Consider the following 26,214-nt stretch of genomic DNA (forward strand, 5'->3'; position numbering starts at 1 on the left):
CCCCTACCGGGGATCAACCCATTTTGAATGCGGTCGTTTGATTTTCTGGGCGGTCCGCCGTCTGCTGTCCGCGGTCACCAAGGCACCGCGTCAACTGCGTAACATCAGTTACTGGGATAGCACGTCGGTGAAGGCCGCCACGGCGCGGTCGATATCTGGCCGGTCCACATGGTAGTTGGTCACGGCACGCAGACGATTGCCTCCGATAGCAAACAGCCAGACTTCCTGCTCGGCCAGCGCAGCGGCAAGTTGCTCGGGCGAAAGCCTGGCATGATCCAGTTCAAAGATCACAATGTTGGTTTGCACTGCCAGAGGGTCGATGGTGATGCCGGGCAGGTCGGCTATGCCTTCAGCCAATCGTCTGGCATTGGCATGGTCGTCGTCAAGCCGGTCCACCATTTCGCTCAGGGCAACGATGCCCGCGGCGGCGATCACCCCGGCCTGGCGCATGCCTCCGCCTACCACTTTGCGTGCACGTCTGGCTCTTGCGACGAAATCGTGATCTCCCGCAGCCATCGAACCGACCGGCGCACCCAGTCCCTTGCTGAGGCAAATATTGACCGAATCGCAGCCGGAAACCAACTCCCGCACATCAACATCAAGCGCCACCGCTGCATTGAAGACCCGGGCGCCATCCAGGTGCAATGCCAGACCGTGTCTCGCCGCGATCTCGACAACCGCGCGTGTGTATGAGATGGGCAGCACTGCGCCGCCGCAGCGATTGTGGGTGTTCTCAAGCAGTATCAGGCGGGTTGGCGGCTGGTGGATATCATCGGGTCGAATCGCCTTTTCGAGCGTTTCCAGATCGATGGTGCCGTCAGGCCGATTGGGCACATTTTTTGGCTGAACGCTGCCCAGAGCGGCCATGCCGGCTTGCTCGTAGACGAAGGTGTGGGCCTGATCTCCCACGATGGCTTCATCTCCCCGCCCGCAGTGGGCCAGAATGGATATGAGGTTGGCCATGGTGCCCGACGGTACGTAGACCGCAGCTTCCATGCCCAGCATTTCCGCGGCCAGTTCCTCCAGGCGTTTCACGGTCGGGTCGTCGCCAAGCACGTCATCGCCTACTTCGGCCTCATACATGGCCTGGCGCATGGCAGGGGTCGGTTTGGTCACAGTGTCCGATCGCAGATCAATGATTTTCATGGTGAATGCTTTCTATGGGTAAGTAGGCAAGTAGACAAGGAAACAAGTAGACAAGTAGACAAGGAAACAAGTAGACAAGTAGACAAGGAAACAAGTAGACAAGTAGACAAGGAAACAAGTAGACAAGTAGACAAGTAGACAAGGAAACAAGTATACAAGTAGACAAGGAAACAAGTAGACAAGTAGACAAGTAGACAAGGAAACAAGTAGACAAGTAGACAAGGAAACAAGTAGACAAGTAGACAAGGAAACAAGTAGACAAGTAGACAAGTAGACAAGGAAACAAGTAGACAAGGAAACAAGTAGACAAGTCAACATGATCGTTGGCACACCAGCAACGATAAAAATGTGGATGCGGTGGACACCAACACGTTCCCGGCCTTTCAGGTGTCTTGCCGACAGGCCACCTGGCCGCGTCACTCCCGCTGTCATCCTCGCGAACGCCGCCAGCACGCTAGCAAGCGGTGCGTGAGCTAGGCGTACCGTGAGGTAGGAACGCGGGAGCCCAGGACTCAATGCCGCTTTCGCATGGATGATGTTCGCCTATCGCAGAAGCGCCTATTTTCAGGACAGTAGACAAGTTTGCCGATGCACCAGAAGCCAGGTATGGAGTTCGTTCCAATTGCATAGTTGGAGTTACTCAACTCGCTGGCGGCGGCTCGTCCCAGACGGCTCGACGAAAACTCAGCCAGGCACGGGCGAATTCCGTTTCCACGCCAGGCACCGCCCGCTCGACCAGGGCAAGGGTTTCGGCGTAGAGAGCCTGCATCTCCGCGACCGCGGCGCGATAGTCCATCCAGAATACCATACGCAGCCGTTCCTGCAAATCCTGTGGCGCCACCGTCATGCGGGCGATCAGAACCTGGGCCCACTTGAAACGGGGATCGGGCAGGAAAATGCGATTGCTCGCCAGGAGAAGGCGCAACAGTTTCTTTTGCATCTGGCTGAATAGATCATACAATGGAATATGCGCCTCACGCTCGGCCAGCATATCGGCCCTCCACCAGGCCTCGTTCACTTCCAACTGCTGCTTGACTACTGCTGCGGCCAGCTCATCGGAGTAGTTGATACGTGCCTTCCATTGAGAAAGCAGATCGACTCCGAAACAGGGTTGGCCATTTTGCACAGAGGACAGCAGGATGTGTTTGTTGTCGTCGACATCGAGATCGTCAACCACATCGGTCAGCCAGCTCTCCATGGTGTTCGCCAGAAATGCGCTGACACCGATATTGACTCCCCGAACGTAGAAGTGCTCAGACCACTCCAGGTCCTCATAGGGCCAAATCTGGCTGGCATGACCTTCTGTGCGCAGAAGAATGTCACGGTACTCGCCCTCGCCCGGAGGATTGTTCCAATTGATATCGATAGCGCTGCCGGCTGCCTGGAGTATGGCAGACCGCTCCGCGTCGTCGGGTGGTTCGGACCAGAACACGTCCAGCTCGATATCGGAATGGCGGTCGGCCCAGCCCCTGGCCACAGATCCTGCCAGCGAAATAGCAGCGATCTTGGGATTAGTCCTGTACGCGTCGGCGACCGACCTGACGAACTCCTGCCGCCATCGTGTTGCGTGGGTCATGATGCTATTCCATCGAAAAGATTATGCCAGATGAACGCTGACAGACGCAGATCAATCCAAAAAAGGATCAGAAAAGATCAGCGAGAATCTGCGCCGGAGGTCTGCGTAATCAGTGTTCCTCTGGCTTGTCCAGGTTAGGGTAAGGCGGTTTGTCAGCTGTGTTTGCCTAAGACTAACCCGGCTAACCCGGAGAAATGGGGACTTCGTGCAGCCTGGACTCCAATGCATATTTGGAATACCGGCAGGACAATTGGGAGATACGGGCCCGCCGGTCTCACGGCTCTGTTCGCCGGCGACGTCGTGAACTTGGTGGCTGCCATGATCTGGGGTAAACTTATGCTGGGAACATTGTAGTACTGATGCTTTGAAACGTTGGTCATTGCCATGGTCAACTCTATTGCAGCGGGAGAAGACACAATGCGTCGCATGAGACTCAGTGAAGAACAGATTCGGGAAATGGTCCAACAGGACCGGGCGCAGGGCAAGACACCTGATTTGAGCAATCGGGACCTTTCCGGACTCGGGTTTTTTCGAGCCGAGTTGAGTGAGGTCGATTTTCGCCGAAGTGACCTGACATCCACCAACTTTGGGCGAGCGGATCTCAGCGGTTCATTGTTTCAGGAGGCAGATCTGAGCCAGGCCGATTTTGGAGGGGCTGATCTGAGCGGTGCCGGCATGAGACGGGCCAATCTATTCAATGCCACCCTGGTTGGGGCGAATCTTCAGGGCGTTGATATGCGGGGCGTGCAGCTGCAGGGCGCTGATCTCAGTCGTGCCAATCTGGCGGGCGCTCAGCTTGAAGGAGCACGCTACAATGAGTATACCAGTTGGCCAGCGCTGTTTGAACCCACAGAAGCAGGCGCGGTAAACGAAGTTGCTTCGTAGGAGGGTCTGGCCCAGGTTCTGGCAGGTGACAACACCATCCATGTCCAGGCCCGATCAATACTTCCTCACCAGATTTCGGTAAGCGGTAGGTTGGCGGCGCTGTAGTATCTGTGTTTGTTCCCGTGTTCCCCGGACGTCGTCCAGATCGATGGTTGCAATCGCATATCCCTCGACAGGCTCCTCGAGGTTGGTGTAAAGCTCAGCGCTGGGACCTACAACCATCGAATCGCCGCAGAAAGCGTAGCTTGGTTCCTCGCCGACTCGGTTGGCTCCGGCCACAAAGACTCCGTTTTCGCAAGCCCTCGCCACGTTGAATGCGCGCCACTGGGCATTGTCATCGACTTCCCAGGCGCCTGACACCGCGATGATCTCGGCGCCGTCCAGGGTAAGACTTCGGGCAGCTTCCGGGAATGCCAGATCCCATCCCAGCAGGAGGCCAACGCGTCCCGGCCCGTTGCGGAACTCGACATCCCACGCCAGGAAGCGATACCCATTTCTGAAGGCCAGGCGCTCCTCGCCACCGAGATGAACCTTGCGATAATCGCCGATCAACTCCCCTTCGGAGCCTAGAAATACGGCGCCATTATAGAGGATGCTTTCGACTTTTTCCTTGATAACCATACCAAATACGATATGGACTCCATATTCGCCCGCACGCTTGGCAATGTAATTCACGCTGTGCCCATGGATGCTCTCAGCCAGTTCAGTGAATCGAGGGCCCGCCTCGTAGCCCGTTGTAGTCAGTTCCGGGAACACGATCAGGTCTGTAGGTTGTTCCTGACAAATACGGTCCACAAATTCGCCCATGCGCTCGAGGTTTCCCTCCACTTCGCCCAGACGTGGATTGAATTGAACCAATGCAACGTTGATTTCTCTCATGATGGTCTCCTCTTTTCTTTCACTATCCCTCTCCCAGCAGGGCTTCCATTTCAACAGGGCTTAAGCCGCGCCAGCCGAAGCGTTTCCAGTCGACATATCCACGATCGCTGAACTCAACACCTTCGGACTCGAGAAGAAGTTGTTGCTCTTCGGCGGCATGCTCCAGGTTTCGAATGCTGATACGTCCCTGCGCGTTGATAACCCGTTGCCACGGGACCTCGGATGCTTGTTCCTGCGGCAGGGATGCCAACGCCCAACCCACGGTGCGGGCGGCTCTGGGGTGTCCCAGAATCGCAGCGACCTGCCCGTAGCTGGTGACTTTCCCCGGAGGGATTTGTTTGACAACCAGGTAGATCTGTTCGAAAAAACGGGACGGGGACAATTTGTTGCCTCCCGGAGATGTTTGCTAACGGCCTGCCGCCGTTCGGGCAAGCTCCGCTTTCATAGCCTGCCAGTCTTTCGGCGTATTGGCATTGGAGAAGCTTTTCCCTTCCCGGTCAAATATGGCGATCTCCCGCTGTTCGACCAAACGCACGCGTACATCAGGATAGAAGCCAATAATCTTGCGTCGTTTGCTTTCCAGGCGCCCTTCGATGGCCTGGATACACCGCCTGTGATACAGAGCGTGAAGGGGTTCATAATTTCCGTTGTGGCGCGGAACGACGATATCGTGGCCTTCAGTCAGCAACACCATGAAGCGTACCAGTCGATGATCGACCAGCGGCATATCACAGGCTACGACGAGTGACCAATCGTTGACCGCTACTGTCAGACCCGCGTGGATGCCTGCCAGTGGACCCGAGCCACCATACAGATCCCCTGTCTGACGCACGGCAAGATTGTCGTAGAGTTCCGGGTTGTTGCTCACGATAACCAGGTCATCGGAAAGCACACTCAGGTTGGACACGACGCGTTCGATCAATGTTTCGTCCGCACTGATCTCCAGCAAAGCCTTGTTGCTGCCCATACGACGGCTTCGGCCGCCAGCCAGGATGATGATGCTAATCGGTTGCAAGCCGTTTTATCCCTTGCAAACAGCGAAAGCGGGCGCCAGGAAGACGCCCGCTACAGGTACGAAATGCAGTTCGATGGAAAAGAGCTAGGCCCCTGCGCCCTGCTCTACCAGGAAGTTGACTGCATCACCGACTGTGGAAATGCTCTGGGCATCCTCGTCGGAAATCTCGCCGCCAAACTCCTCTTCGAAGGCCATGATCAGCTCGACCAGATCCAGAGAGTCGGCTTCCAAATCATCGCGAAAGCTGGCTTTCATCGTTACCTGGTCCTCGTCGACTCCCAATTGGTCAACGATGATATTCCGCACCTTGATAAAAATAGTTTCTTTGTCGGACATGACTTTTCCTTTCTTCTCCAAAATTCGCTGAAAATTTCCCGATATTCTAGCAGCCCTCGCTGTTGCTGTCAACTTCGAAACAGACTGGGATTGCGCAACACGTCCAAGGGGAACGTATCTTCCGCCGCACTTCGCTGTGGTTCCCAAAGGCGCCAGGTACTTGACAAGCGAGACCGCGGCTGGTAAGATGCCCGCTGGCGGCGCGCCCAAGGGCTGAATGGCCAGGCTGGTGGAGCAATTCAGGGCTGGCGTTCGCTGTTTCAAACACCAGAATCGTGGAAAAGTTACGAGTGGACCATCAAACTCGCAAGGCGGACCACATCCGAATCAACCTGGAAGAGGATGTGCAGTTTCCCAGGCTATCGACCGGTTTGAATCGCTACCGTTTCCTCCATCAGGCACTTCCGGAGATGGATATGGCTGATGCCGATACGAGCGTCAACCTTCTGGGCAAGACGTTGCGATTCCCCTTTCTGATATCATCGATGACCGGCGGGACGCCTGAGGCTGAGCGACTCAACCGGAACCTGGCCATTGCGGCTCAGAACCGGGGTGTTGCCATGGGCCTTGGTTCCCAGCGGGCCGGCCTTGAACTGGAGGGGAGCGCCCGCACTTTTCAGGTCCGCAGTGAAGCACCCGATATCCTGCTCATGGCCAACCTGGGTGCTGTGCAACTAAACAAGGGCTATGGGATCGAACAGTGCCTGCGGGCCGTCGACATGATCGAGGCCGATGCTCTGATTCTGCATCTCAACCCGCTGCAGGAGGCGCTGCAAGCCGATGGGGATTGGAACTGGCGGGGGCTGCTCGGAAAAATCTCCGGGGTAGTTGCCAACGTTGGGGTACCGGTGGTGGTGAAGGAAGTCGGTTGGGGCATCTCGGCCGCGGTAGCCCGCCAGTTATCTGAGGTGGGTGTGGCTGCAATCGACGTGGCTGGCGCAGGTGGAACATCCTGGAGCGAGGTGGAGTATCACCGGGCGCCTGACGAACGTCTTCGCCGTCTGGCTCGATCCTTTGCAGACTGGGGCAATCCCACTGCCGATTGCCTGGTGGCTGTCGGGGAAGCTGTACCTGATCTCCCTCTTATTGCCAGCGGTGGCATTCGAACCGGCATTGATGTCGCCAAGTGTCTCGCGCTGGGTGCTACGGCCGCCGGGCTGGCGCTCCCATTTCTGAAAGCCGCTGACGTTTCGGCCGGGGCAGTGATCGAAGCCATCGATATTCTCGGGGATGAACTTCGACTCGCGATGTTCTGTGCTGGTGCAATTGACATGGCGGCGCTTCAGCAACCAGGCAGGTTAATCGAGACCCGGAAATAGAGAATCAGCAGGCTGCGGTTCAGGAGACCAATGATTCAAGATATCTTTTCGGGTTACATCCCGTTGATCGACGCCGAGATGCGCCAGATTCTGGGCGATGATCAGGCGGATCTGGCAGCTCATTATGGCATGCTGCGTTATCACATGGGATGGGTGGACGAGCAGTTCCAGACGGTTCGAAGCGACGGAGGAAAGCGCATCCGTCCGGTGCTATGCCTGCTGGCATGTCAGGCCGTGGGTGGCACGGTGGACCAGGCATTGCCTGCAGCCGCTTCCCTGGAGTTGCTGCATAATTTCTCCCTGATTCACGACGATATCGAAGACGATAGTCCGACGCGAAGGCACCGGCCAACCGTATGGGCTATCTGGGGCCGGCCCCAGGCAATCAATGCCGGTGATGCCATGTTTTCAGTATCGCGGGTTGCATTGAGTGGCCTGGCTGAACGGGGCCTGCCGGCGGAGGTCGTCCTGGATGCCACCCGCGTATTCGATGAAAGTTGTCTGCGTTTGACCGAAGGCCAGTTTCTCGATATGTCCTTCGAGGATCGACTGGATGTGACCAGCGAGCAGTATCTGCGAATGATTGGCGGCAAAACAGCGGCACTGCTTGGTGCCAGTCTGCGTATCGGGGCGATCGTGGGCGGCGCCAGAATGCCAGTTCAGGACAGCCTGGCAGACTATGGCTACCAACTTGGATTGGCATTTCAGATCAGGGACGATCTGCTTGGTATCTGGGGGGATGAGAGGCAGACTGGCAAGTCGGCCCAAAGTGACATCCTGGCGCGCAAGAAATCATTGCCAGTTGTCTACGCTTTGCAGCACTTTGATGTGGGCGAGGCCCTGTCCGCGCTCTATAGCCAGCCCATTTTCCCCGATGACGTCCAGGCGGTTATGGCTCTGTTGGACCAATGCGGCGCCCGGGTCTATGCCGAGGATATGGCGGCCAGCGCCCATCGGGCAGCTCTCGATGCGTTACAAGCCAGCGGGGTCCTCGAAGCTGAAAACGGGGTGGGTCAGGCCTTGTTGCAGATTTCCAGGGCGCTGCTCGATCGGCAGAAGTGAACTCGTTAGTCGGGCACTAGGGCAAAAAGCGGACGAAGACCTGGTTACCGATCAACCGTGCTTCAGGCGCGAGTCGAATCCGATCGGGCAATTGTTCCAGCAAACCAAGCCGCGTCAGTTCGACTACTTCCTGGCCAAAAACATCGATCAGAGCGGCCCCGTGCTTGCGCTCGAATCGTTGGTAACCAACCCCTTCTTCGGTCAATCTCAGGCCCAGCATCATAGTTTCACCCATTGCCAGGGGCGCGTCGATTTCTTCTGCTGAATCGACAGGGGAAGAACCATTGCCAATGGTGCGGATGAATTCCGGTACCAGCCTTTGGTTCGACCAGCGCACGCCCCTTTCGGACGAATGGGCACCCGGACCAAATCCCAGATAGGTTTCGTTGCGCCAGTAGGTCAGGTTGTGCCGGCATTCCGGTCCCGAAATGGCTGATTCCCCTGGTTCATGGGTCGAATGGGCGTCAGCTCGGGCCCAATTGCTGATTTCGTATTGAAGGTATCCTGCATCCGCCAGAAGCTCAACCGCTATCTCGTAGAGATCGGCCGCTCGATCGGGGTCGGGGTAGGGAAACCTGCCGGCCGCTGCCCAATCGGCAAACGGGGTGTTTTCTTCAATTGTCAGGGAGTAGAGCGACAGATGTTCGGGGTGTAGGTCGATCGCCTGGCGCAGTGAGGCGCGCCAGGTCGCTGTGGTCTGGAAGGGCAAACCGAAGATCAAGTCCAGGTTGATGTTGTTGAATCCCGTCCGCCGGGCGGCGCCAACCGCCGCTCGTGCCGTCGCTGCATCGTGAATGCGGCCCAAAAATTGCAGTTCCCCGTCGTCGAAGCTTTGCACTCCCAGGCTCAACCGGTTGATATCCATCTGGCGAAGCGCTGCAAAACGCAGGCTGTCGACAGTGCCCGGGTTGGCCTCGCTGGTGATCTCGGCATCCGGCAGGATTCGAAAAGCGCGCCGAATCGTCGTCAGGATTCGATTTAGTTGGATGGGAGGTAGAACGGTGGGTGTCCCACCACCAATAAAGACAGTTTTGACGGCGGGACGGTTGCGCTGTGCGCCTGCCAACTCGATCTCCTGAACAAGCGCATCGGTGAAGCTTTCGTGTAGTCGATTAAGGCCGGCGAAGGTGTTGAAATCGCAATAGGGGCATTTCTTCTGACAGAAAGGAATATGGATATAGAGTGAAAGCTCCGACGAAACCGGCATCACGAGTCGTCGTCGCCGTCCGTGGCGTTTTCGAAGCGAAAGCCATGGCCCCTGACGGTAACAACGTACTGATGCTCCGGATCGCCTTCGCTTAACCTTTCCCGCAGACGGCGAATCAGCGCGTCGATAGCTTGCTCACTCACCCCTTCTTCAACTGCCTCGGGCCACACCTGTCGCACAACCTCGTCACGGCTCACGACTCCTCCCTGAGCCCGGATCAGGCTGGAGAGCAAACGAAATTGTGCCGGGGAGAGTGGCGGGTCGATGATTGTGTCATCCAGAGAGACCTGTCGCGTGTTATCGTCGATCTGCAGCCGCCCTTGTGTAACAGGTATTTCAAAGGTCAATGGCGCGGTCTCGCCGGTGTCGACAAAGGCCAGCTTAAACCGCAATGCGATCTGGATCTCATCGCCATCTTCCAGCGCATGGGTGCCTGCCAGTTCCAAACCATTCACAAAGGTTCCGTTTTTACTTTTCAGATCTTCTACGATGTAGGAACTCTCTTCATTTTGCCAGACAACCTGGGCGTGGTGCCTTGAGACGAGACGGTCGGGTAGGACGATATCACAGTCGGCATTGCGCCCGATAATGAATCGTCTGCGGCCCAGGGTCCAACGCCGGCCGGCCTCATTGCCGCCCCGTTGAAGGATTAGCATAGCGTTTTCGATTGGTGACATTTGCGACTTTCCTCAAGCGTTTGACAGGTATTCGGTCGTGGGTGATAATTGCATACGGTCTCTACACCACGAAATTGCTCGTTTTCGGATGACCAGGGTTTTTTCTATGCCAGCACCTTTCGCTGTGGGAACGGTCCTTCGTTCTCGCTATAAGATCACAGAATTGGTAGGCCAGGGCGGCATGGGTGCCGTCTATAAGGCCGAAGATCTTCGCCTGGAAGGGCGCCTTTGTGCCGTTAAGGAGATTCTTCCCGATTTTAGCGCCTTTCCCGATGAGCTGGAACAAATGCAGGATCAGTTTTATCGGGAGGCCTCAATTCTGGCACGTTTGGACCACCCGAATTTGCCCAAGGTGTCCGATTATTTCTCATCTGAAGAGCGTGAATTACTTGTCATGGATTTCGTTCCAGGCCGAGATCTGCGGGAATTGGTCTCCGATGCCAAACGGCGCGGCCAGTTTCTTGACGAACGGCAGGTACTTGGCTGGGCTGCACAGCTTTGTGATGCCCTGAGTTATCTTCACAATCAAAATCCTGCGGTCCTTCACCGGGACGTAAAGCCGTCCAATATCAAGCTGACGCCGCGAGGGACGATCAAGCTGGTTGACTTTGGGCTTGTCAAGGTACTGGCGCCTGATGATACGCGTACGGTCACAGTCGTTCAGGGTCGGGGCACGGTCCAATATACGCCGCTCGAGCAATATGGCGGCGACACGGGGCATACCGACGCCCGCTCTGACATTTACTCGCTGGGTGCCACGCTATATCATCTCCTGACAGGCCGGGCACCGGCCGACGCCAAACAGCGATTCCTGTTACCCGGCGCTCTTTTGCCGCCCCGGGAGATCAACCCGCGGGTTTCAACTCGGACCGAACGTGCCATCATGCGGGCTGTAGCCATGCATCCCGACGAGCGCCCGAGCGACGCGGCCCAATTCAGGAATCTGCTCATTGGCTCACAGGTCATCAACGTTCAGGGAATCGCTCAAGCGCAGAGCCGGTCAGCAGAGTGGACCTCCGCCATTCAGCGAAATGGTCTTCTGGCGGGCGCAGCGTTAGGTCTTCTGGCAGTTGCTCTCATAATCAGCTTGCTTGCGCCCCGAATGCCGGCAATACCGGGCGAGCGCTCAATATCATTGACCCCGGCATCTTTGCTCCTTGCTGAAGAGGGCCAGTAACACCTACGCTCTCTTATGCCACTCCTTCCGTGCCCACAGGATCGCCAGCGGCAAGAGGCAACCGATGGTCGTCACCACTGCCGCACCCCAGGGACGCCACTCCCGTTGCATCCAGTTTGCTCCTGGCAGCATACCCAGGCCATACAAGGAAAACCCGATCAAACCGCCGATAGTTGCAATCAACAGGTTCCGTACGGTCTGCTCGGGGATTTCGGCCGTCATCCGATAGAAGAGCAAGCCCACCACAGCTACCGCGATGATGGCAATCAGTGACATACCGAACGATCCCGGGTTGACCCGTCTGGGCGGCAAGGGTAAGACCGGCGTCGGAGCTGGAGTCACGGTTGGGGTGGCGCTGGGTTCTTTGGTCGGTGTCGGTGTCGTGCTGGGGCTTGGCGTGACCGTTGGAACGGGAGATGGCGTGGCAGTGGCCGTGGCAATGGCCACCTGGGCCTCTCCTTCGGCTTCGTCCACGATGTTAAGGATCAAACTGAGGGATCCCTGTGCGTCGCCGGCACGGGCTCGCACCTCGAAGTCGCCGGCCCGTTCAAGGACGACAGAGGTCTCCGCGAATCCGTCAACGGTGCCACTTTCACCCAGAGGCAGTTCGAATTGGTCACCACGTTGCTGCAGCCGGAACACCACCGTTGTGTTGTCTGGCACCAGCCGCCCATTGAAGTCCAGGATGGGGCCCGCAAGTACCCGCAAGGTGTCATCAACCTGGGCCGTGAAAGTGTTGCTGCCCATCCGCACCCGGACATCCGGGACCTGGAGCGGAATAGACTGGGCAGGATCCGGTTTGAGTTTTTCGGCGATGACATAATTGATTCCACTGATGTCGACCGGGGAGGAACCTGTGGGAGAAAATTCTCTGAACAAAGCTCGAATTGATGCTTCCAGGAATGGCTCAGTCTTTCCGAAGGCTGCAAAGTAAGCCGTGAGCTTGGAGATGTCAGTGGCATCCAGGAAGAATGGGGCGTTATAGCTCATCGCTATGACCCGTTTGCGCTCCCGACTCACTGGCCGCTGGTCAAGGAACTGTCTGAGTGCACCCGAGGAAGGGACGTTTGGATCCTCGTCCAACATCGCAAAGACCAACCAGTCAGCAGCATCGATGAGTGCCTCGATTTCCTGGGAGGCCGCTTCGCTGGAACTGCCTTCGAGAAAGGCATTCAACTGGACAAAGCTAAGGCTTTCCACATTCTCCGGTTGCACCTGGCCGCTGCCCTGAGGACCATATTGGCGCAAAATGATCTCCTCCAGGGCGCCAGGCTGGATGAGTGGAAACGAGGGGCAATCTTGCCCGTCCTGACACTCCTGGACCTCTCTTGCATCTGTGAATATCAGGATCTTTTCGTCGGAACCGGGTCCGGTAGGCATTCGCTGGGCCAGCTCAGCCGAGCTGGGGCTGAGCAGCGTGACCGCATCCCTGGCTACCTGGGCAATGGTCGCTTCCGAGGTCGTCTCCCGGACCGCGATCTCGGTGCCATCGACCAGTGCGCTTCGCAGGTCGAGCTCTGGATAGAGCCTGGCCTTCATGTTCAGGATACGAGCCACCGCAGCATCGACGCGGCGCTGAAAATCGGCGTCGCTCGTGTATTTGTCTCGAAAAAACTCGATCGTCTCCTCGATATTGGCCAACTCATCCTGCCAATCGTCGGTCAGCGAAAACCGGGAAAGAAGCAGCAGATCGTTTCCTGCCAGCAGGGCTTCCTGGGCAATCTGTTTTGTGGGAAAACTTTGCAGCGTCGGATCGTAGTATTTGCGGATAGCAGGAGCGCCCAGCGCTTCGCTCATCACCACGCCGCCCTGGTCAACGCGCCAGTCACTGAACGGTGGACTTGCCAGGAGTTCCTGTCCGAGTTGAGGCGCCAGGCTGATGGGAGGAATGCCTTCGCTGCTGCCCTGAATAGCGGCATAACGAACGTGAGTGCTTGACAGCCCGTCGGTGGTCGTGGCGGCGTCAGAGGGGGTATCCTGCCCGTCGGCCAGAAGGGCGTCCAGCGTGCCAGGTTTGACGGCAGCAGCAAATGGGACCAATTCCACCGAGGCCAGTTCCCCGGCCGATTTCTGGATGGTCGCAACTTCATCTTCGGGAAGACGGTCGCTGCTTCCCTGGCCGGGAAAATGGTTTGCCACGGTGGCGATTCGGCCATCAGACCCTTGATGGATCCCGCCGATATAGGCCCGGGAGAGGCGACCCACCCAGTATGGACTTCCGCCAAAAGATCGCACGCCAAGGCTTGTTTGGTCAGGCCGCGGCCGGTCGAGGATGTCCAGGGAAGGACCGGACAGAAGGTTGATTCCGATGTCAGCCAACTCTTGTCCCACGATGCGACCAACAGTAGCCACCGCATCGGTGCTCCATGTGGCGCCAAGAGCCATGTTGCTGGGCAGAGGTGTCATGCCGCCGGTCAGCTGAGAATAGGGGAAACCATCCCCCTCTTGTTCGATGCCAATCAAAAGCGGAAGGGTGACGCCGCGATTTGGCGGCACCGGCAGTCTGCGCACCTCACGATTTTTTGGCACAATCGCGTCCTCAGCAGGTAGATCGCCGTCGAAGGCCAGGGCTTGAAGCTGGTTGGTTAGCCGGACCAACTGGTCGGGGATGTTGGCGGGGCTGCCATCGGGCTCCAGATTGTGAAAGTTGCCGTTGTCCGACCGGAGCAGAACGCCACCGACACGGTATTGCCTGATCAACGTCGCGATATCGGCCGCGGGGGTAACCTCGTCGCCCTCGAAGGTGACGACAAAAAGCTGTCCAATTCGGTCGTCGACCGACATGGCTTCGAGAATGGGATCGACATCGATCGGTTCCTGATGGGCAGCGACACGATCTGCGGGCAAGAATCCAGCCACGACAGCGGAAAGGAGCAGGATGCTGATAAGCCGGCTTGCCAGCCAGTTGCGACCAGAGCGCGATGGATGATGATGGGTCATCATTGCTAGTATACTTGGCGGGGGAATTGTCGTCAAACTGGCAAAAACGGCTGGAATCGCGCTGGAAATCCTTATGCAACCAACTTCCAAACACTTTGCGTATGGCTTTCTGCAAATCGGGAATCCCTGGTCTCGGCTTTGGACAATCAGCACGACCGATGTATAATAAGGCGTTGCGAACCCATGTTCTGTTTACGACCTCCCGGGAGCGATGAATCGGTGCCGGAATTCCAGTTAGTTTCAGAGTTCAAACCAATGGGCGACCAGCCGGAAGCGATACGCCGGTTGCTTGCCGGCATCGACGCGAACTACAAGCATCAGACCCTGCTGGGCGCAACCGGCACGGGAAAAACCTTCGTGATGGCTTCGGTAATCGAGGCGATTCAGCGACCTGCATTGATCCTGGCCCACAACAAGACGCTGGCAGCTCAGTTGTATGCCGAGTTTCGGGAGTTCTTCCCGCATAACGCAGTGGAATACTTCGTCAGCTACTACGATTACTACCAGCCAGAGGCCTACATCCCCAGAACGGACACTTTCATCGAGAAGGATGCTAGCATCAACGACGAGATCGACCGCCTTCGTCTGGCTGCCACCGCATCCCTGTTTTCCCGCCGCGATGTGGTCATCGTAGCCTCCGTGTCGGCGATCTATGGCCTTGGCAGCCCACAGGATTATGGACGGGAGGTCGTTCATCTTGGCGTTGGGGAGACGATTCGACGAAATCTCATCCTGCGGCGACTGGTGGATATTTATTACGACCGAAACGACGTGGCGCTGCAGCGAGGAAAGTTCCGGGTCAGGGGCGATACACTGGAGATCCAGCCGGCCTATGGCCAGACCGCCTATCGGATCGAACTATGGGGTGATGAAGTCGAACGCATCAAGGAGATCGATACCCTGACTGGCGAGGTGCTGGCCGAGCATTCAGAGATCGACATTTTCCCGGCAAAACATTTCGTGACTCCTGCCGATAAACTGGCGGAAGCTGTGGGCAAGATCGAGGATGAACTGGAGGAACGGATCGCCTGGTTCAAGGAGAACGATCTGCTTCTGGAGGCCCAACGAATCGAACAGCGTACCCGCTACGATCTGGAGATGATGCGCGAGGTGGGTTACTGCTCGGGAATCGAGAACTACAGCCAGCCTCTGAGCGGACGTCCTCCCGGGTCTCAGCCCTGGACGCTGCTTGATTATTTTCCTGCTGATTGGCTCTGCATCGTCGATGAAAGCCACATGACCATTCCCCAGATCCGGGGCATGTTTCGCGGCGACCGGTCGCGCAAACAGGTCCTGGTCGATTTTGGATTCAGGTTGCCATCGGCGTTGGATAACCGGCCGTTGCAGTTCGACGAGTTCGAGACGATGGTAAACCAGGTGGTCTACACGAGCGCGACGCCCGGCCCTTACGAGCGCGAGGTGTCAAGTCAGGTGGTGGACCAGGTCATTCGCCCGACAGGATTGCTGGACCCTGTGGTGGAGATCAGGCCTGTTAGTGGCCAGGTTGACGATCTGGTAGGCGAGATTCGCCAGCGTCTGAGCAAAGGGCAGCGGGTTCTTGTCACTACATTGACAAAGCGCATGGCCGAGGATTTGGCGGACTACCTGGCTGATCTGGGAATCAGGGTTCATTATCTCCACAGCGAGATCCATACGCTCGAGCGGGTGGAAATACTGCGCGACCTGCGGCTCGGCGTCTATGACGTGGTTGTCGGGATAAACCTGTTGCGAGAGGGGCTTGATCTGCCCGAGGTGAGCCTTGTCGCTATTTTGGATGCCGATAAAGAGGGTTTTCTGCGATCAGAGTCCGCTCTCATTCAGAACATGGGGCGCGCCGCTCGCCATGTCGAAGGCAAAGCGTTGCTGTATGCCGATCGCATCACCGATAGCATGCGGCGCGCTATCGAGGAAACCGACCGGCGCCGTGAAAAGCAGCGGCAATACAACGAGCAACATGGAATCGAACCGGCGAGCATCGTGAAGTCTATTCGCGACCTGACGCAGCGGCTGCAGCTTAGCGTTGCAGAGCAGAGCGAAGACTACGAGGTTGAAGTGGGCGAGGATGGCCGCGTGGCACAGCCTCTGAACGCCCTGCCCAGGGGTGAACGGGTCAGGATTATCCGCGACCTGGAAGGGGAAATGCACCAGGCTGCTGAAGATCTTCGGTTCGAAGAAGCGGCAGCTCTCCGAGATCAAATTATCGAACTCAAACGCAGTCTGCAGGAGGATTCCGGTCTGCCGGCCTGGAAACGGGATACTCTGGTCGAAATCGAGGAACAGGTTGATTACGCGATCAGCCGGGATCCAGCTTAATGGGTGTGGTGAGAAAGAGTTGACAATGAAATGGCCTCGCTTCCCGCTAATTTACGAAATCAACACGTGGGTGTGGCTTGACGCGCTCAGCCGGCAGGCTGGAGAGCGTTACTCCCTGGCTGATGTGCCCCAGAGCGAGCTGGAACGCCTGGCTGGCCTGGGGCTTGATGGCATCTGGCTCATGGGTGTTTGGCAGCGAAGTCCCGCCGGGCGCCAGGTTGCCCTTCACCACCCTGGGCTGCAGGAGGAATACCACCGGGCATTGCCCGATTTTTCCGATGAGGACGTTGTAGGATCACCTTATGCCGTTCTGGGCTATCGAGTGGATCCTGAGCTGGGTGGTGATGAGGCGCTGGCCTGCCTGCGCCAGCGGCTGTCAGATCTGGGCCTGCGATTGATTCTGGACTTTGTGCCCAATCATGTGGCCGTCGATCACAGGTGGACCACGGATCACCCGGAGCGTCTCCTGCAAGGTGGCCCCGATAACCTGGTCCGTGAGCCCGGCAATTACTTTGAGGTATCGGCTGACGGCACGTGGCGTATCTTTGCGCATGGGCGCGATCCCTATTTCGATGGCTGGACCGACACAGTTCAGATCGATTATCGCGTCGTCGAGGCTCGCCGTGCCATGGCAGATAGGCTGCTGGACATAGCCGATCGCTGTGATGGCGTTCGTTGTGACATGGCAATGCTGGTCACCCATGACATCTTCCAACGCACATGGGGTGGTGAATTTCAGCCGGCGCAGGCGGAGTTCTGGCCAGCAGCCATTGCCGATCTCAAAGCCCGACGTACTGACTTCGCAACGATTGCAGAGGTCTACTGGGACATGGAGTGGGAACTTCAGCAGCAAGGCTTCGATTTCACCTATGACAAACTCCTCTATGATCGTTTGCTTGAGGGCGATGCCATGGCGGTGCGTCTGCACCTGACCGCCAGTCCAGACTACCAGCAACACCTGGCGCGCTTCATCGAAAACCATGATGAACGCCGGGCCGCCGAAGCCTTCGGTATTCCCGCCAGCCGCGCTGCGGCGGTTCTGTCCCTTAGCCTGCCAGGCCTGCGGCTTCTTCATGAAGGCCAACTCAGCGGCAGCCGCGTGAGATTGCCTGTTCAGCTGGGGCGCCGTCCGGATGAGCCAGAGAACAGGGGACTGGAAAAGTTTTTCCAACGTCTTTTGCTGGCGCTGAGACACCCGGTATTTCAAGAGGGCGATTGGCAATTGTTGCGGCCGCTGCCGGAATGGGAGGAGAATCCAAGCCACCGTCAGGCAGTGGCGCATTGCTGGACGTTGCAAGAGGACTATCGGTTGATCATCGTCAACCTGTCTGATCAGCCTGCTCAGTTTTTTCTGCCGGTCCCCTTTCCAGGTCTGGCCGGCAGGGATTGGCGGCTGGTGGACCTGCTCAGCGATGACCAGTATATTCGCAGCGGGGATGAAATGCTGGGACGAGGCCTCTACGTGGATTTACCAGGCTACCGGTATCATTTCTTTGAGCTTCTGCCGGCCTGAGACGACGGGATGACGAGGGATAGCTTATGTCGGAGATTCGACAGAACATGGCGACCAAACAATGGGTCATCATTGCCTCGGAACGAGCCAAGCGCCCGGAGGACTTCGCAGACTGGTCCCGGAGCCGCCCGATGGCCGATGTGCCGGTCTATGATCCGGAATGCCCGTTTTGTCCAGGCAACGAGGAAGGGCCCGAGATGGAGGTCCTGAGATTGCCTGAGGGGGAATCGGATTGGCAGCTTCGCGTGGTCAAAAACAAGTATCCAGCTCTCAATCTGGATGGGCAGCGCGTGCGCCAATTCGATGGCGTACACCGCCGGATTTCGGGTGTGGGTTACCACGAAGTTGTCATCGAGACCAGAGAACACAATACATCGCTGGCAACTCAGACCATCGAAGAGGTGAGCCGGACATTCCAGGCATTCCAGATGCGTGGAAAAGAGATCGCGCTGGATGATCGCATCGAGCACATTATCTACTTTCGAAACCATGGCCCTCATGCCGGCACCTCGCTGGTGCATCCCCATAGCCAGATCATCGGACTTCCTGTCGTGCCATTCAATGTGCGCTCACGAATGGAAGAGGCCCAGCGCTATTTCGATGATACGGGCATTTGCGTCTACTGTGCCATGCTCAAGGATGAGGTAAAGAGCGGCCAACGGGTCGTTGTGGAAAACGAGGATTACGTGGCGTTTTTGCCCTATGCAGCCCTCTCCCCATTTCACATCTGGATCTTGCCAAAAGAGCATCAGTTCAGTTACCTGATGGTCTCACCGCGAGCGATTGATACGCTGGCCGAAATTACGCGGGATGTGCTTGGCCGGCTCTACGTTGGACTGAACGATCCCGATTACAACATCGTGTTGCGGTCCGCGCCTGCCAAAGTCTGGTATGCGGACTACCTTCACTGGTATCTCTCCCTGATTCCTCGTGTTACGCAGTCTGCTGGCTTTGAATTGGGCAGCGGCATGTTTATCAATACAGCTCTGCCCGAGGACAGTGCCGAATTCCTCCGATCGGTAAAAACCTGATCCTTCAACCGGCATTTTTCTCTGGCGCGCTGGCCGAAAGTATGTTATAATGTATACAGCATGACATTACTTCAGAGCGTTGGGGTGAAACCGTGAAACGAACACAGATATACCTGCCGGAAGAGTTACACGATACGGTGCGACGTATTGCCTACGAGCAGCGGCGAAGCATGGCCGATGTTATTCGCGAGGCGGTGTCATCCTATGTGGACCGCCAGAGTGCAGATAGTGCTGGATCAAAAGATGTTGCGGCCCGCAAGACGGCCTGATCATCGTTATCGCACAGCAGATCGGTGATTTTGCGTCGGAGGCGACATTACAGCGACGAGCTTGGGTGTCAAGGCAATCATGATTAAATCAGTGGCTGATGTCGCCTCGGTTATCCGGGGTGGCCGGTCGCCAGGCTTATGTGGAGCGTCGGTATGGAATTAGGACAGGTTCGACAGATCGATATTCAGACGGAAATGCAGGGGGCCTATCTGGATTACGCCATGAGCGTCATCGTTGCGCGCGCTCTGCCCGATGTGCGGGATGGTCTCAAACCGGTGCACCGCCGCATACTTTATGCTATGCACGACATGGGCCTCGACCATGAAAAACCGCACAGGAAATCGGCCCGTATCGTAGGTGAAGTGTTAGGCAAATACCATCCCCATAGCGATGGGGCTGTCTATGATGCCATGGTTCGAATGGCGCAGGATTTCAGCTTGCGCTATACCCTTGTCGATGGGCAGGGCAATTTCGGTTCCATCGATGGCGATAATGCGGCGGCCATGCGTTATACCGAGGCGCGTCTCGAGTTGCTCGCCCACGAGATGCTTTCCGATATCGACAAAGATACCGTTGACTTCACCGTAAACTTTGACGGCATGTTGGAGGAGCCGACCGTGTTGCCGTCCGAACTGCCCAACCTGCTGGTAAACGGCGCCAGCGGCATTGCTGTCGGCATGGCAACCAATATTCCTCCCCACAACCTGGACGAGGTCTGCAATGCCTTGATTTACGTCATCGAGCGCTACGACGAGATTGATGAGATCACGGTTGCGGATCTGATGCAGTTCATCAAAGGGCCCGATTTTCCCACGGCGGGAATAGTCTACCGCTACAGCGGTGATGGAAGCGATGCTGAGGATGTAATTGCCCGTGCCTATGCTTCAGGTCGCGGGCGCTTTCGGATGCAGGCAAAGATCCATATCGAGGAGATGAGTCGCAACCGAAACCGCATCGTGGTGACCGAGTTGCCCTATCAGGTAAACAAGACCCGCCTCATCGAGCGAATCGCCGAACTGGCCCGGGATGAAAAGATCGAGGGCATCACCGATCTGCGCGATGAGTCGGACCGGGCCGGCATGAGGATCGTCATAGAATTGACCCGCAACGCAGACCCGAAGAATGTGTTGGCCGATCTCTATAAGTACACCCCAATGCAGCAGACCTTCGGCATGATCATGCTGGCGCTGGTCAACGGCGAACCCCGTCTGTTGAGCCTGAAGAGGGTGCTGCAATTTCACATTGAACATCGCCGGGAGATCATTCGCCGCCGCAGTGAGTTCAAGTTGAAGCGAGCCAGGGCGCGGGCTCACATCGTCGAAGGTTTGCTCCGGGCCATCGACATTCTGGACGAGATCATCGAAACCATCAGAAAATCCCGCAATACAGAAACGGCCCGCCGGAATCTGGTGCGACAGTTCAAGTTTACGCCGGTCCAGGCCCAGGCCATTCTTGATATGCCGCTCAAACGACTTGCAGGGTTGGAACGGAAGAGGTTGAGCGATGAGCTTGCCGACCTGCGGACGAACATTGCTTATCTGGAGGGCTTGCTGAAGGATCAAAAAAAGATCCTTGGTGTCATCCAGTCAGACCTTGTCGGTCTCAAGGAGCGCTACGCAGATCCAAGGCGCACACGCATCGTGGAACGTGGTGCCTCCCGCGAGAGTCTCACCGTTCGCGATATGCTGGCTGACGAGCCTGTGATGGTGGCAATGGCGTCAGACGGTCATTTGTTGCGGGAAAGCATGAGCGGGCGCCGCCGGGGCAAATTGCCTTCCAAGGTGGGCCGCCGCGCGCCCTCGGTGGTTTCTGCAGGTCGCACGCTCGACGAAGCGTTTCTCTTTTCAGCTGATGGTCGCATGGCGCATTTCGCGGTCCATCGATTGCCCGTCAATAACCCTATCCACGTGGCAGATCTGGGGTTCTTCAATCGCAACGACCGGATCGTCGGGCTTGTATTGGCGGCCAAGGACAACAACGGCGACCCCGAAGGTGACGAACGTTTCATTGCCATGTCCACGCGCGATGGTCGCGTCAAACGGATAAAGATCGGTGATGCCCGGGCCACGGTTCGCGTCTCGACCGCCATGAATGTCGAGCGAGGTGATGAGTTGGTTGGCGTGCAGTTGTCGGATGGCACCGGAGAGATCATGCTGACCACCAGGTTGGGCCAGGTGATCCGCTTCCGCGAATCCGACGTGCGCCCCATGGGTCTTTCGGCAGCAGGGGTTTGGGGCATGAAGTTAAGCAGCGGTGATGAGGTTGTCAGCCTGGCGGTAACACGACCTGATAGCGAACTGGTCATTGCGACCACAGCAGGCTACTTCAAGCGCACCCCTCTTGCTCAGTATTCGATCCAGGGCCGGCATGGCAGTGGCTTGACAGCCATTCGCCTGGGCCAGCGCAGTGGTGCCGTGGCGACAGCCCTCGTGGTTCAGCCCAGTGATGAGTTTTTCAGCGCCAGTCGGGGAGGGACTCTTCGGCGTATCGAATACGGGGAGATCTCCGCGGGTGGACGCAGTGCCATGGGAAAGATGCTGGTGCAACCGGCCAAAAACGATGCCGTAGTTGCCGTGCTTCATCTGCCTTCTGCTCGACCGGGACGAACCGGAGGCGGCCGTTCGGGAACGAAAACGCCGGAAACAGGGAAACCGGCCGCAGCGAAGAAAGTTGGAAAAACAAGGAAGCAGGCGGTCAGAGCTGCCGGTGCAGCGATGGCAGCGGGCGCAAGGACCAAAGCCTCGACAGCCACCAGGTCGCCAACCGCCGCGCGCAGGCAAAAGATAAAAGATGCTGCCAAAGGATCTGGAACAACCAAGAAGGTATCGCAGGGTAAACCGAGCGCGACCGGCAAACCGAAAGCGGGGTCATCCAGCGCCAGGACTTCCTCGACCAGTGGCAAAACGGCCACTGGAAAGGCGCCAGATTCTGGAAAAGAGAAGACACCGGCGGCCAAACGTGATCCTGCTGCCAGTTCAGGGTCGACTGCGAAGGGTGCGACAAAGAAGCCTGCCTCGAAACCTGTTCCAAAGGGGACGACAGGAACACGGAAAAAGAAAGCGCGGCAGCTTTCTCTCCTGGATAAGCTGCGCAGCGTTGGAAAGCAGTCATAAAAAAAAGCCCGGTATGAAAGGTGCCGGGCTTTGTTCAAGGTAGGGCGGGTGGGAGTCGAACCCACATGGGTGTTACCCCGGCGGATTTTAAGTCCGCTGCGTCTGCCATTTCGCCACCGCCCCAGATCAGGTTGATAGCAGATGGCCTATAGCTGACATCCGCTATAGGCCACTTATCCAGAGGCGACGGCCGGACTCGAACCGGCGATCAGGGTTTTGCAGACCCTTGCCTTAACCAACTTGGCCACGTCGCCTGACGTAGTTTCATTTTACCTGGGATGGCGGCTCTTGTCAACTGTCGCATGTTTTCGGTTGGGTATCGAAAATTGTCGCATAGTTCCGCTCGGCCGATCTCGGCTGGCATCGGGAAAACCTCCTGTGGAGGGAACTGTTACAGTGAACGATGATAAGATCTTGACCTGTCGCGAGTGCGGCACAAGGTTCATCTGGACCGCCTTTCAGCAGCGTTCAGCGACAGGGAAACCGGACTATTGTCCCGGATGTATCCAGTTGCTGCCCGGTTCCGGGCGACAACGGGGCACCATCAAGTTCTTCAACGCACGCCGAGGCTGGGGCTTTATCATAGGCACCGGCGGCGGGCAAGTCTTTTTCCATCGGAGTGGGTTGCAGGAAGGGAACAAACCAGGGGAAGGCGACCTGGTGGAATTCGCTGTCGAAGCAACCTCGCGAGGGCCCCAGGCAACCGGGATCATATCCCTCTAAGCGGTTCTTCAGTCGCCAACCCGGACAGCATGTCGTCATACTGTGGAGCCATGTGTCGCCAGTCGAATGACTCGACAACGGGCCGCAGACTTTGCTGCCGCACCATGTCGATTTTGCTGATCGCCCGGTGTAGCAAGGCCACCAGGTCTTCAGGTGACTCGTAGAGACATCGACTGTGATATTCGGAGGGGATCAGGTTGGGGTAGACCAGTCGATTAGGCAGTATCGGCCAGGTGTCGCAATACATGGCTTCGGCGATGCTCACGCCGAAAAACTCGTGGCGTGCGCAGGAGACGACCAGATCGGCCTTCCACAGCCATTCCCCGTACGCCAATCGATCTTTCGCATAGCCAAACTGAACAATGCGGTGGGGCAGACGTTCCCTGGCGCTCTCGAACTCGGTCGGAGTCAATCGAAAGCTTTCACCCAATAAAGCGACCCTGTAATCCGCTCCTGTCAACTCCAGGGCGTCGAGCGCATCGAAGAAGCTGTTGGGACCTTTATCGTGTTCCCAGCGGTGATTCCAGAGAAGCAGGGCAGGCCCGGCGTAAGGGATTGCCGGCCGGGCTTCGTCGAGGGAACCTAGTGCCAGGCCGACCGGCAGGACCTGGCTGCGCTTCTCTATCAGTCTGACGGTATCGGTTTCATTGAAATCGGGGAACTGTTTAAGGAATCGGGGCAGTCCGTCCAGGAAACTATCCCGGTTGAACCTGGAGTTCCACAGGATGCGATCGGCTGCCAGCGCGCTGGTGTAGTTGATGAACGGGTAATGCATATCGGTGCCGGCTGACTGCGTTCGACGCCGGCGGGAGTCGTCCCAGCTTTGGTCGACAGGATTGGCTGGATAGGCCAACTGGTTCTCGTGAAAGTAAAGGGCCACGGGGACGCCGCCGGTGACGTCCCGTGAGAGCGCCAGGAACGTGGCCAGGTCCAGCATGTCGGATGCCAGAATCACGTTGGGCCTCAGCCGGCTTTCCTTCAGCCGTCGGGCCAGCGTAACTGCAGCGCCGTGCATTCGCCACTTCCAGAAACGGCCTGGCAGGGTCAAGAGAGTGACATCATGCCGGCTGTGCCGCGCCAAACCCTCGGCCCAGGTAGCGTGGGAGCCGGTGAAGTAGGGTTCCAACAACAGGACCTTTTGAGGCATAATCTATCAGGATACCATTTTCAGTTTCGAATTCCCGCAGACGAGCGCTGGTTTTGGTAGATTGGAGAATTGAAGAGATCAGCGGAAATCTGCGGCGATCTGCGTGATCTGCGGCTTATTTCTCTCCGATTTCAATCTCAGCAGCTCTTTGTAGATCATATGGGTTTTGTGATCAGGGAAGCGAACCGTCGTGATTGGTCACCCCGGATCCGAGAACTGGATCTGGACTACCGTAGTGGCTGCCCGATTCTGCCAGTTCTTGCCCAACATCGGCTGGGTTGACGCCCTCCTGCAGCAGTCGAGCCGCCTGGCCAGACACGATAGGAGCCGAGAAGGAACTGCCAACCCAAAATCGCAAGCCACCTCCATTCTCGCTTACCGTGCTTATCACACCGAAAGGACATTGGGTATCGGCAGGATCACAATCAGCCGATCGCGGCAGGCAGGACTCGCTGGGCGTCAATTGACCATCCCCTCCGGGCGCAGCGACATCACCCCTGTTGGAGTAACAGGATGGCTTGGTGTAGATATTGCTGGCCGAAACACCCACCACATAGGGGAAATCAGCCGGCAAATCGGGGCTGGCAGCTTCGCCATCTCCCTCGATCTCAGCTGAACTGTTTCCGGCGGCTGCAACCACCACGATGTCATTGTTGTAGACCCGCGAGACAGCCTCTTCCAAGGAAACCACCTCGGCAGGTACCCGGTATTTTTCGACATTCCGGGGCTGGTGAACGCCCAGGCTCAGGTTGGCGACCGCTCTACCCTGTCCCTTGTTCTCAACCACCGAGTCGACAAAGCCGTTGAGTGCAACGATCAACGAAAAAAGATCGCCACACCCATACTTGTTCAGGACCGGATAAAGATGGATGTCTGTGACGGGAGCTACGGCGTTGACCAATCCTGCAACCATTGTGCCGTGCTCTGATGCATCTCCACCGGGGCTGCCGGGAGCGGGCTCGAGTCGATTTAGAATCGGAACGTCGTGCACCGTAAGTGCGAACGAAGCGGAATCTGCCTTCACTCTCGTTTGACCAGCCGACGAAAAGGGCGAGGTGTCGAAGACGCCAACGCGAATAGCAGCGAGCTCAGGCTGGCGCCACTCCTGGCTGTAGACTCTGCCGGCCCTGGCGGTTTTGAAGGCCCACTGGTTCCAGAAGGTGGTCTCGTCGCTCACCGATCCCGGGCCTCCCTGGCCACTGCCTTCCATCTCGAAGGGGCTGCCTTCCATTTCGAAAGGACTGCCTTCCATTTCGAATGGGTTACCGCAGGGACTGGCCCCTTGAGGCCCCACCAGGTAGTTTGGATCCGCAAACACCACACTTTGTCCCAGCTCGTTGATCCTTTTTACGACAACTTCCGGTTGCTCGCTCTCACTGTCGCCGTCGATGAAGTACAGCCGGGTTTCTACCTTGTCCTGGATATTGCTCCATGGGGGCGGTTCCGCCCACCCGCTGCGTTCACCTGGACGCATGGTGTCTCTGCGCACATACGATTTTGGGCTCGGGTAATACAGATAGCATACGGCCATCGGCTGAAGACTCACATCAAGCTCGGCGATCAGCCTGTCTATCTCGGCTCGCGGCCCGCTGACGATGACCTGCTGGTTTACATAGTGGCCTCGACTTGTGGTCTGCCCGCCGCTTTGCCCAGCTTTTAACGTGATGCAACGTTCGCCGTCGGGATCGAATGGTGGCAGCTCTCCTGGAGGGATCGTTGGCCTTTCTGGTTTTTCAGTTGGGGACGGGGGCGTCGGTTGATCAGGTTGTGGATATTGACATCCAGCGACGACGATGCTCAATACAAGCAGGCCCAGGCAAAGAGCTAACACGAATCTTCCAGGTTTGGCCATCATGATTCTTTCCTCCATAAGCTCGGTTCGATC

The 26,214-nt window shown here is 57.2% G+C and carries 21 protein-coding genes and 2 tRNA genes; 10 read left to right on the top strand and 13 right to left on the bottom strand.

Translation table 11 applies throughout. The features are described 5' to 3' along the window. Positions 1 to 108: 108 nt before the first annotated feature. Together ltaE and U9R25_00935 are read right to left on the bottom strand one after the other, a co-directional pair. Positions 109 to 1,146 (bottom strand): low-specificity L-threonine aldolase, encoded by a 1,038-nt coding sequence (gene ltaE, locus U9R25_00930; protein ID MEA3334444.1) that lies wholly within the window; start codon positions 1,144 to 1,146, stop codon positions 109 to 111. 640 nt (positions 1,147 to 1,786) lie between these two features. Next, a complete protein-coding gene (locus U9R25_00935) occupies positions 1,787 to 2,722 on the bottom strand; it encodes a hypothetical protein (protein MEA3334445.1) in 936 nt (311 codons plus the stop codon). Between the two features lie 417 nt (positions 2,723 to 3,139). Here U9R25_00935 and U9R25_00940 point away from each other — a divergent pair, with 417 nt between their 5' ends. Beyond that, entirely contained in the window at positions 3,140 to 3,607 is a 468-nt protein-coding gene (locus U9R25_00940; protein MEA3334446.1) for a pentapeptide repeat-containing protein, read from the top strand. Between the two features lie 54 nt (positions 3,608 to 3,661). Here the strand turns inward: U9R25_00940 and U9R25_00945 are convergent, their stop codons facing one another. The 4 genes from U9R25_00945 to U9R25_00960 all read right to left on the bottom strand — a co-directional run bounded on the left by U9R25_00945 (position 3,662) and on the right by U9R25_00960 (position 5,837). Continuing rightward, positions 3,662 to 4,486, bottom strand: a complete 825-nt coding sequence (locus U9R25_00945; protein MEA3334447.1) for a carbon-nitrogen hydrolase family protein — start codon at positions 4,484 to 4,486, stop codon at positions 3,662 to 3,664. 22 nt (positions 4,487 to 4,508) lie between these two features. Next, the gene (locus U9R25_00950; protein MEA3334448.1) at positions 4,509 to 4,868 is read right to left on the bottom strand and encodes an MGMT family protein; all 360 of its coding nucleotides are present in this window, start codon (positions 4,866 to 4,868) and stop codon (positions 4,509 to 4,511) included. Between the two features lie 24 nt (positions 4,869 to 4,892). Beyond that, entirely contained in the window at positions 4,893 to 5,501 is a 609-nt protein-coding gene (locus U9R25_00955) for a molybdenum cofactor guanylyltransferase (protein MEA3334449.1), read from the bottom strand. An 84-nt stretch (positions 5,502 to 5,585) separates the two neighbouring features. Next, positions 5,586 to 5,837 (bottom strand): acyl carrier protein, encoded by a 252-nt coding sequence (locus U9R25_00960; GenBank protein ID MEA3334450.1) that lies wholly within the window; start codon positions 5,835 to 5,837, stop codon positions 5,586 to 5,588. A gap of 290 nt (positions 5,838 to 6,127) precedes the next feature. On the opposite strand from U9R25_00960, the gene fni reads away from it, so the two are divergent. Beyond that, positions 6,128 to 7,156, top strand: coding sequence for a type 2 isopentenyl-diphosphate Delta-isomerase (gene fni, locus U9R25_00965; GenBank protein MEA3334451.1), 1,029 nt, complete (start codon positions 6,128 to 6,130; stop codon positions 7,154 to 7,156). A gap of 30 nt (positions 7,157 to 7,186) precedes the next feature. Next, positions 7,187 to 8,218, top strand: a complete 1,032-nt coding sequence (locus U9R25_00970; protein ID MEA3334452.1) for a polyprenyl synthetase family protein — start codon at positions 7,187 to 7,189, stop codon at positions 8,216 to 8,218. Between the two features lie 16 nt (positions 8,219 to 8,234). Here U9R25_00970 and hemW read toward each other — a convergent pair whose 3' ends face one another. Together hemW and U9R25_00980 are read right to left on the bottom strand one after the other, a co-directional pair. Beyond that, entirely contained in the window at positions 8,235 to 9,425 is a 1,191-nt protein-coding gene (hemW, locus tag U9R25_00975; protein ID MEA3334453.1) for a radical SAM family heme chaperone HemW, read from the bottom strand. Then, positions 9,425 to 10,102, bottom strand: a complete 678-nt coding sequence (locus U9R25_00980; GenBank protein MEA3334454.1) for an FHA domain-containing protein — start codon at positions 10,100 to 10,102, stop codon at positions 9,425 to 9,427. The genes hemW and U9R25_00980 overlap by 1 nt, the downstream gene beginning before the upstream one ends. Before the next feature lie 106 nt (positions 10,103 to 10,208). On the opposite strand from U9R25_00980, the gene U9R25_00985 reads away from it, so the two are divergent. Further along, the gene (locus tag U9R25_00985) at positions 10,209 to 11,279 is read left to right on the top strand and encodes a serine/threonine-protein kinase (protein MEA3334455.1); all 1,071 of its coding nucleotides are present in this window, start codon (positions 10,209 to 10,211) and stop codon (positions 11,277 to 11,279) included. Positions 11,280 to 11,282: 3 nt separating this feature from the next. Here the strand turns inward: U9R25_00985 and U9R25_00990 are convergent, their stop codons facing one another. Continuing rightward, positions 11,283 to 14,222 (bottom strand): glycoside hydrolase family 3 N-terminal domain-containing protein, encoded by a 2,940-nt coding sequence (locus U9R25_00990; protein MEA3334456.1) that lies wholly within the window; start codon positions 14,220 to 14,222, stop codon positions 11,283 to 11,285. A gap of 180 nt (positions 14,223 to 14,402) precedes the next feature. Here U9R25_00990 and uvrB point away from each other — a divergent pair, with 180 nt between their 5' ends. The 5 genes from uvrB (at position 14,403) to gyrA (ending at position 22,459) form a co-directional block, all read left to right on the top strand. Continuing rightward, positions 14,403 to 16,532: an excinuclease ABC subunit UvrB gene (uvrB, locus tag U9R25_00995; protein MEA3334457.1), complete on the top strand. Its 2,130-nt coding sequence runs from the start codon at positions 14,403 to 14,405 to the stop codon at positions 16,530 to 16,532. A gap of 25 nt (positions 16,533 to 16,557) precedes the next feature. Beyond that, a complete protein-coding gene (locus tag U9R25_01000) occupies positions 16,558 to 18,045 on the top strand; it encodes an alpha-amylase family glycosyl hydrolase (protein MEA3334458.1) in 1,488 nt (495 codons plus the stop codon). A gap of 26 nt (positions 18,046 to 18,071) precedes the next feature. Beyond that, on the top strand, positions 18,072 to 19,076 hold the full coding sequence (gene galT / locus U9R25_01005; GenBank protein ID MEA3334459.1) for a galactose-1-phosphate uridylyltransferase: 1,005 nt from the start codon (positions 18,072 to 18,074) through the stop codon (positions 19,074 to 19,076). 92 nt (positions 19,077 to 19,168) lie between these two features. Continuing rightward, on the top strand, positions 19,169 to 19,345 hold the full coding sequence (locus U9R25_01010; GenBank protein MEA3334460.1) for a CopG family transcriptional regulator: 177 nt from the start codon (positions 19,169 to 19,171) through the stop codon (positions 19,343 to 19,345). 153 nt (positions 19,346 to 19,498) lie between these two features. Then, on the top strand, positions 19,499 to 22,459 hold the full coding sequence (gene gyrA / locus U9R25_01015; GenBank protein ID MEA3334461.1) for a DNA gyrase subunit A: 2,961 nt from the start codon (positions 19,499 to 19,501) through the stop codon (positions 22,457 to 22,459). 40 nt (positions 22,460 to 22,499) lie between these two features. Here gyrA and U9R25_01020 read toward each other — a convergent pair. Both U9R25_01020 and U9R25_01025 read right to left on the bottom strand, forming a co-directional pair. Continuing rightward, positions 22,500 to 22,582, bottom strand: a tRNA-Leu gene (locus U9R25_01020). Positions 22,583 to 22,640: 58 nt separating this feature from the next. Then, positions 22,641 to 22,713 (bottom strand) — tRNA-Cys (locus U9R25_01025). Positions 22,714 to 22,972: 259 nt separating this feature from the next. On the opposite strand from U9R25_01025, the gene U9R25_01030 reads away from it, so the two are divergent. Further along, positions 22,973 to 23,182, top strand: a complete 210-nt coding sequence (locus U9R25_01030) for a cold shock domain-containing protein (protein ID MEA3334462.1) — start codon at positions 22,973 to 22,975, stop codon at positions 23,180 to 23,182. Here the strand turns inward: U9R25_01030 and U9R25_01035 are convergent. Further along, positions 23,169 to 24,329: a DUF3524 domain-containing protein gene (locus U9R25_01035; protein MEA3334463.1), complete on the bottom strand. Its 1,161-nt coding sequence runs from the start codon at positions 24,327 to 24,329 to the stop codon at positions 23,169 to 23,171. The two genes, U9R25_01030 and U9R25_01035, sit on opposite strands and share 14 nt — an antisense overlap. A 172-nt stretch (positions 24,330 to 24,501) precedes the next feature. Beyond that, positions 24,502 to 26,184, bottom strand: a complete 1,683-nt coding sequence (locus tag U9R25_01040; protein ID MEA3334464.1) for a S8/S53 family peptidase — start codon at positions 26,182 to 26,184, stop codon at positions 24,502 to 24,504. Positions 26,185 to 26,214: the final 30 nt, after the last annotated feature.

The sequence above is a fragment of the Chloroflexota bacterium genome, from assembly GCA_034717495.1.
In the GTDB taxonomy this organism is placed as follows: domain Bacteria; phylum Chloroflexota; class Anaerolineae; order JAAEKA01; family JAAEKA01; genus JAYELL01.

Bases quoted from the DNA above. Each gene is read 5' to 3' on its own strand.
- U9R25_01040 (MEA3334464.1), bottom strand. From the start codon at position 26,184: ATGATGGCCAAACCTGGAAGATTCGTGTTAGCTCTTTGCCTGGGCCTG.
- U9R25_00980 (MEA3334454.1), bottom strand. From the start codon at position 10,102: ATGTCACCAATCGAAAACGCTATGCTAATCCTTCAACGGGGCGGCAAT.
- U9R25_00970 (MEA3334452.1), top strand. From the start codon at position 7,187: ATGATTCAAGATATCTTTTCGGGTTACATCCCGTTGATCGACGCCGAG.
- U9R25_00940 (MEA3334446.1), top strand. From the start codon at position 3,140: ATGCGTCGCATGAGACTCAGTGAAGAACAGATTCGGGAAATGGTCCAA.
- gyrA (MEA3334461.1), top strand. From the start codon at position 19,499: ATGGAATTAGGACAGGTTCGACAGATCGATATTCAGACGGAAATGCAG.
- U9R25_00935 (MEA3334445.1), bottom strand. From the start codon at position 2,722: ATGACCCACGCAACACGATGGCGGCAGGAGTTCGTCAGGTCGGTCGCC.
- U9R25_01000 (MEA3334458.1), top strand. From the start codon at position 16,558: ATGAAATGGCCTCGCTTCCCGCTAATTTACGAAATCAACACGTGGGTG.
- U9R25_01035 (MEA3334463.1), bottom strand. From the start codon at position 24,329: ATGCCTCAAAAGGTCCTGTTGTTGGAACCCTACTTCACCGGCTCCCAC.
- U9R25_00945 (MEA3334447.1), bottom strand. From the start codon at position 4,486: ATGAGAGAAATCAACGTTGCATTGGTTCAATTCAATCCACGTCTGGGC.
- galT (MEA3334459.1), top strand. From the start codon at position 18,072: ATGTCGGAGATTCGACAGAACATGGCGACCAAACAATGGGTCATCATT.
- U9R25_00985 (MEA3334455.1), top strand. From the start codon at position 10,209: ATGCCAGCACCTTTCGCTGTGGGAACGGTCCTTCGTTCTCGCTATAAG.
- U9R25_00990 (MEA3334456.1), bottom strand. From the start codon at position 14,222: ATGATGACCCATCATCATCCATCGCGCTCTGGTCGCAACTGGCTGGCA.
- ltaE (MEA3334444.1), bottom strand. From the start codon at position 1,146: ATGAAAATCATTGATCTGCGATCGGACACTGTGACCAAACCGACCCCT.
- hemW (MEA3334453.1), bottom strand. From the start codon at position 9,425: ATGCCGGTTTCGTCGGAGCTTTCACTCTATATCCATATTCCTTTCTGT.
- uvrB (MEA3334457.1), top strand. From the start codon at position 14,403: ATGTTCTGTTTACGACCTCCCGGGAGCGATGAATCGGTGCCGGAATTC.
- U9R25_00960 (MEA3334450.1), bottom strand. From the start codon at position 5,837: ATGTCCGACAAAGAAACTATTTTTATCAAGGTGCGGAATATCATCGTT.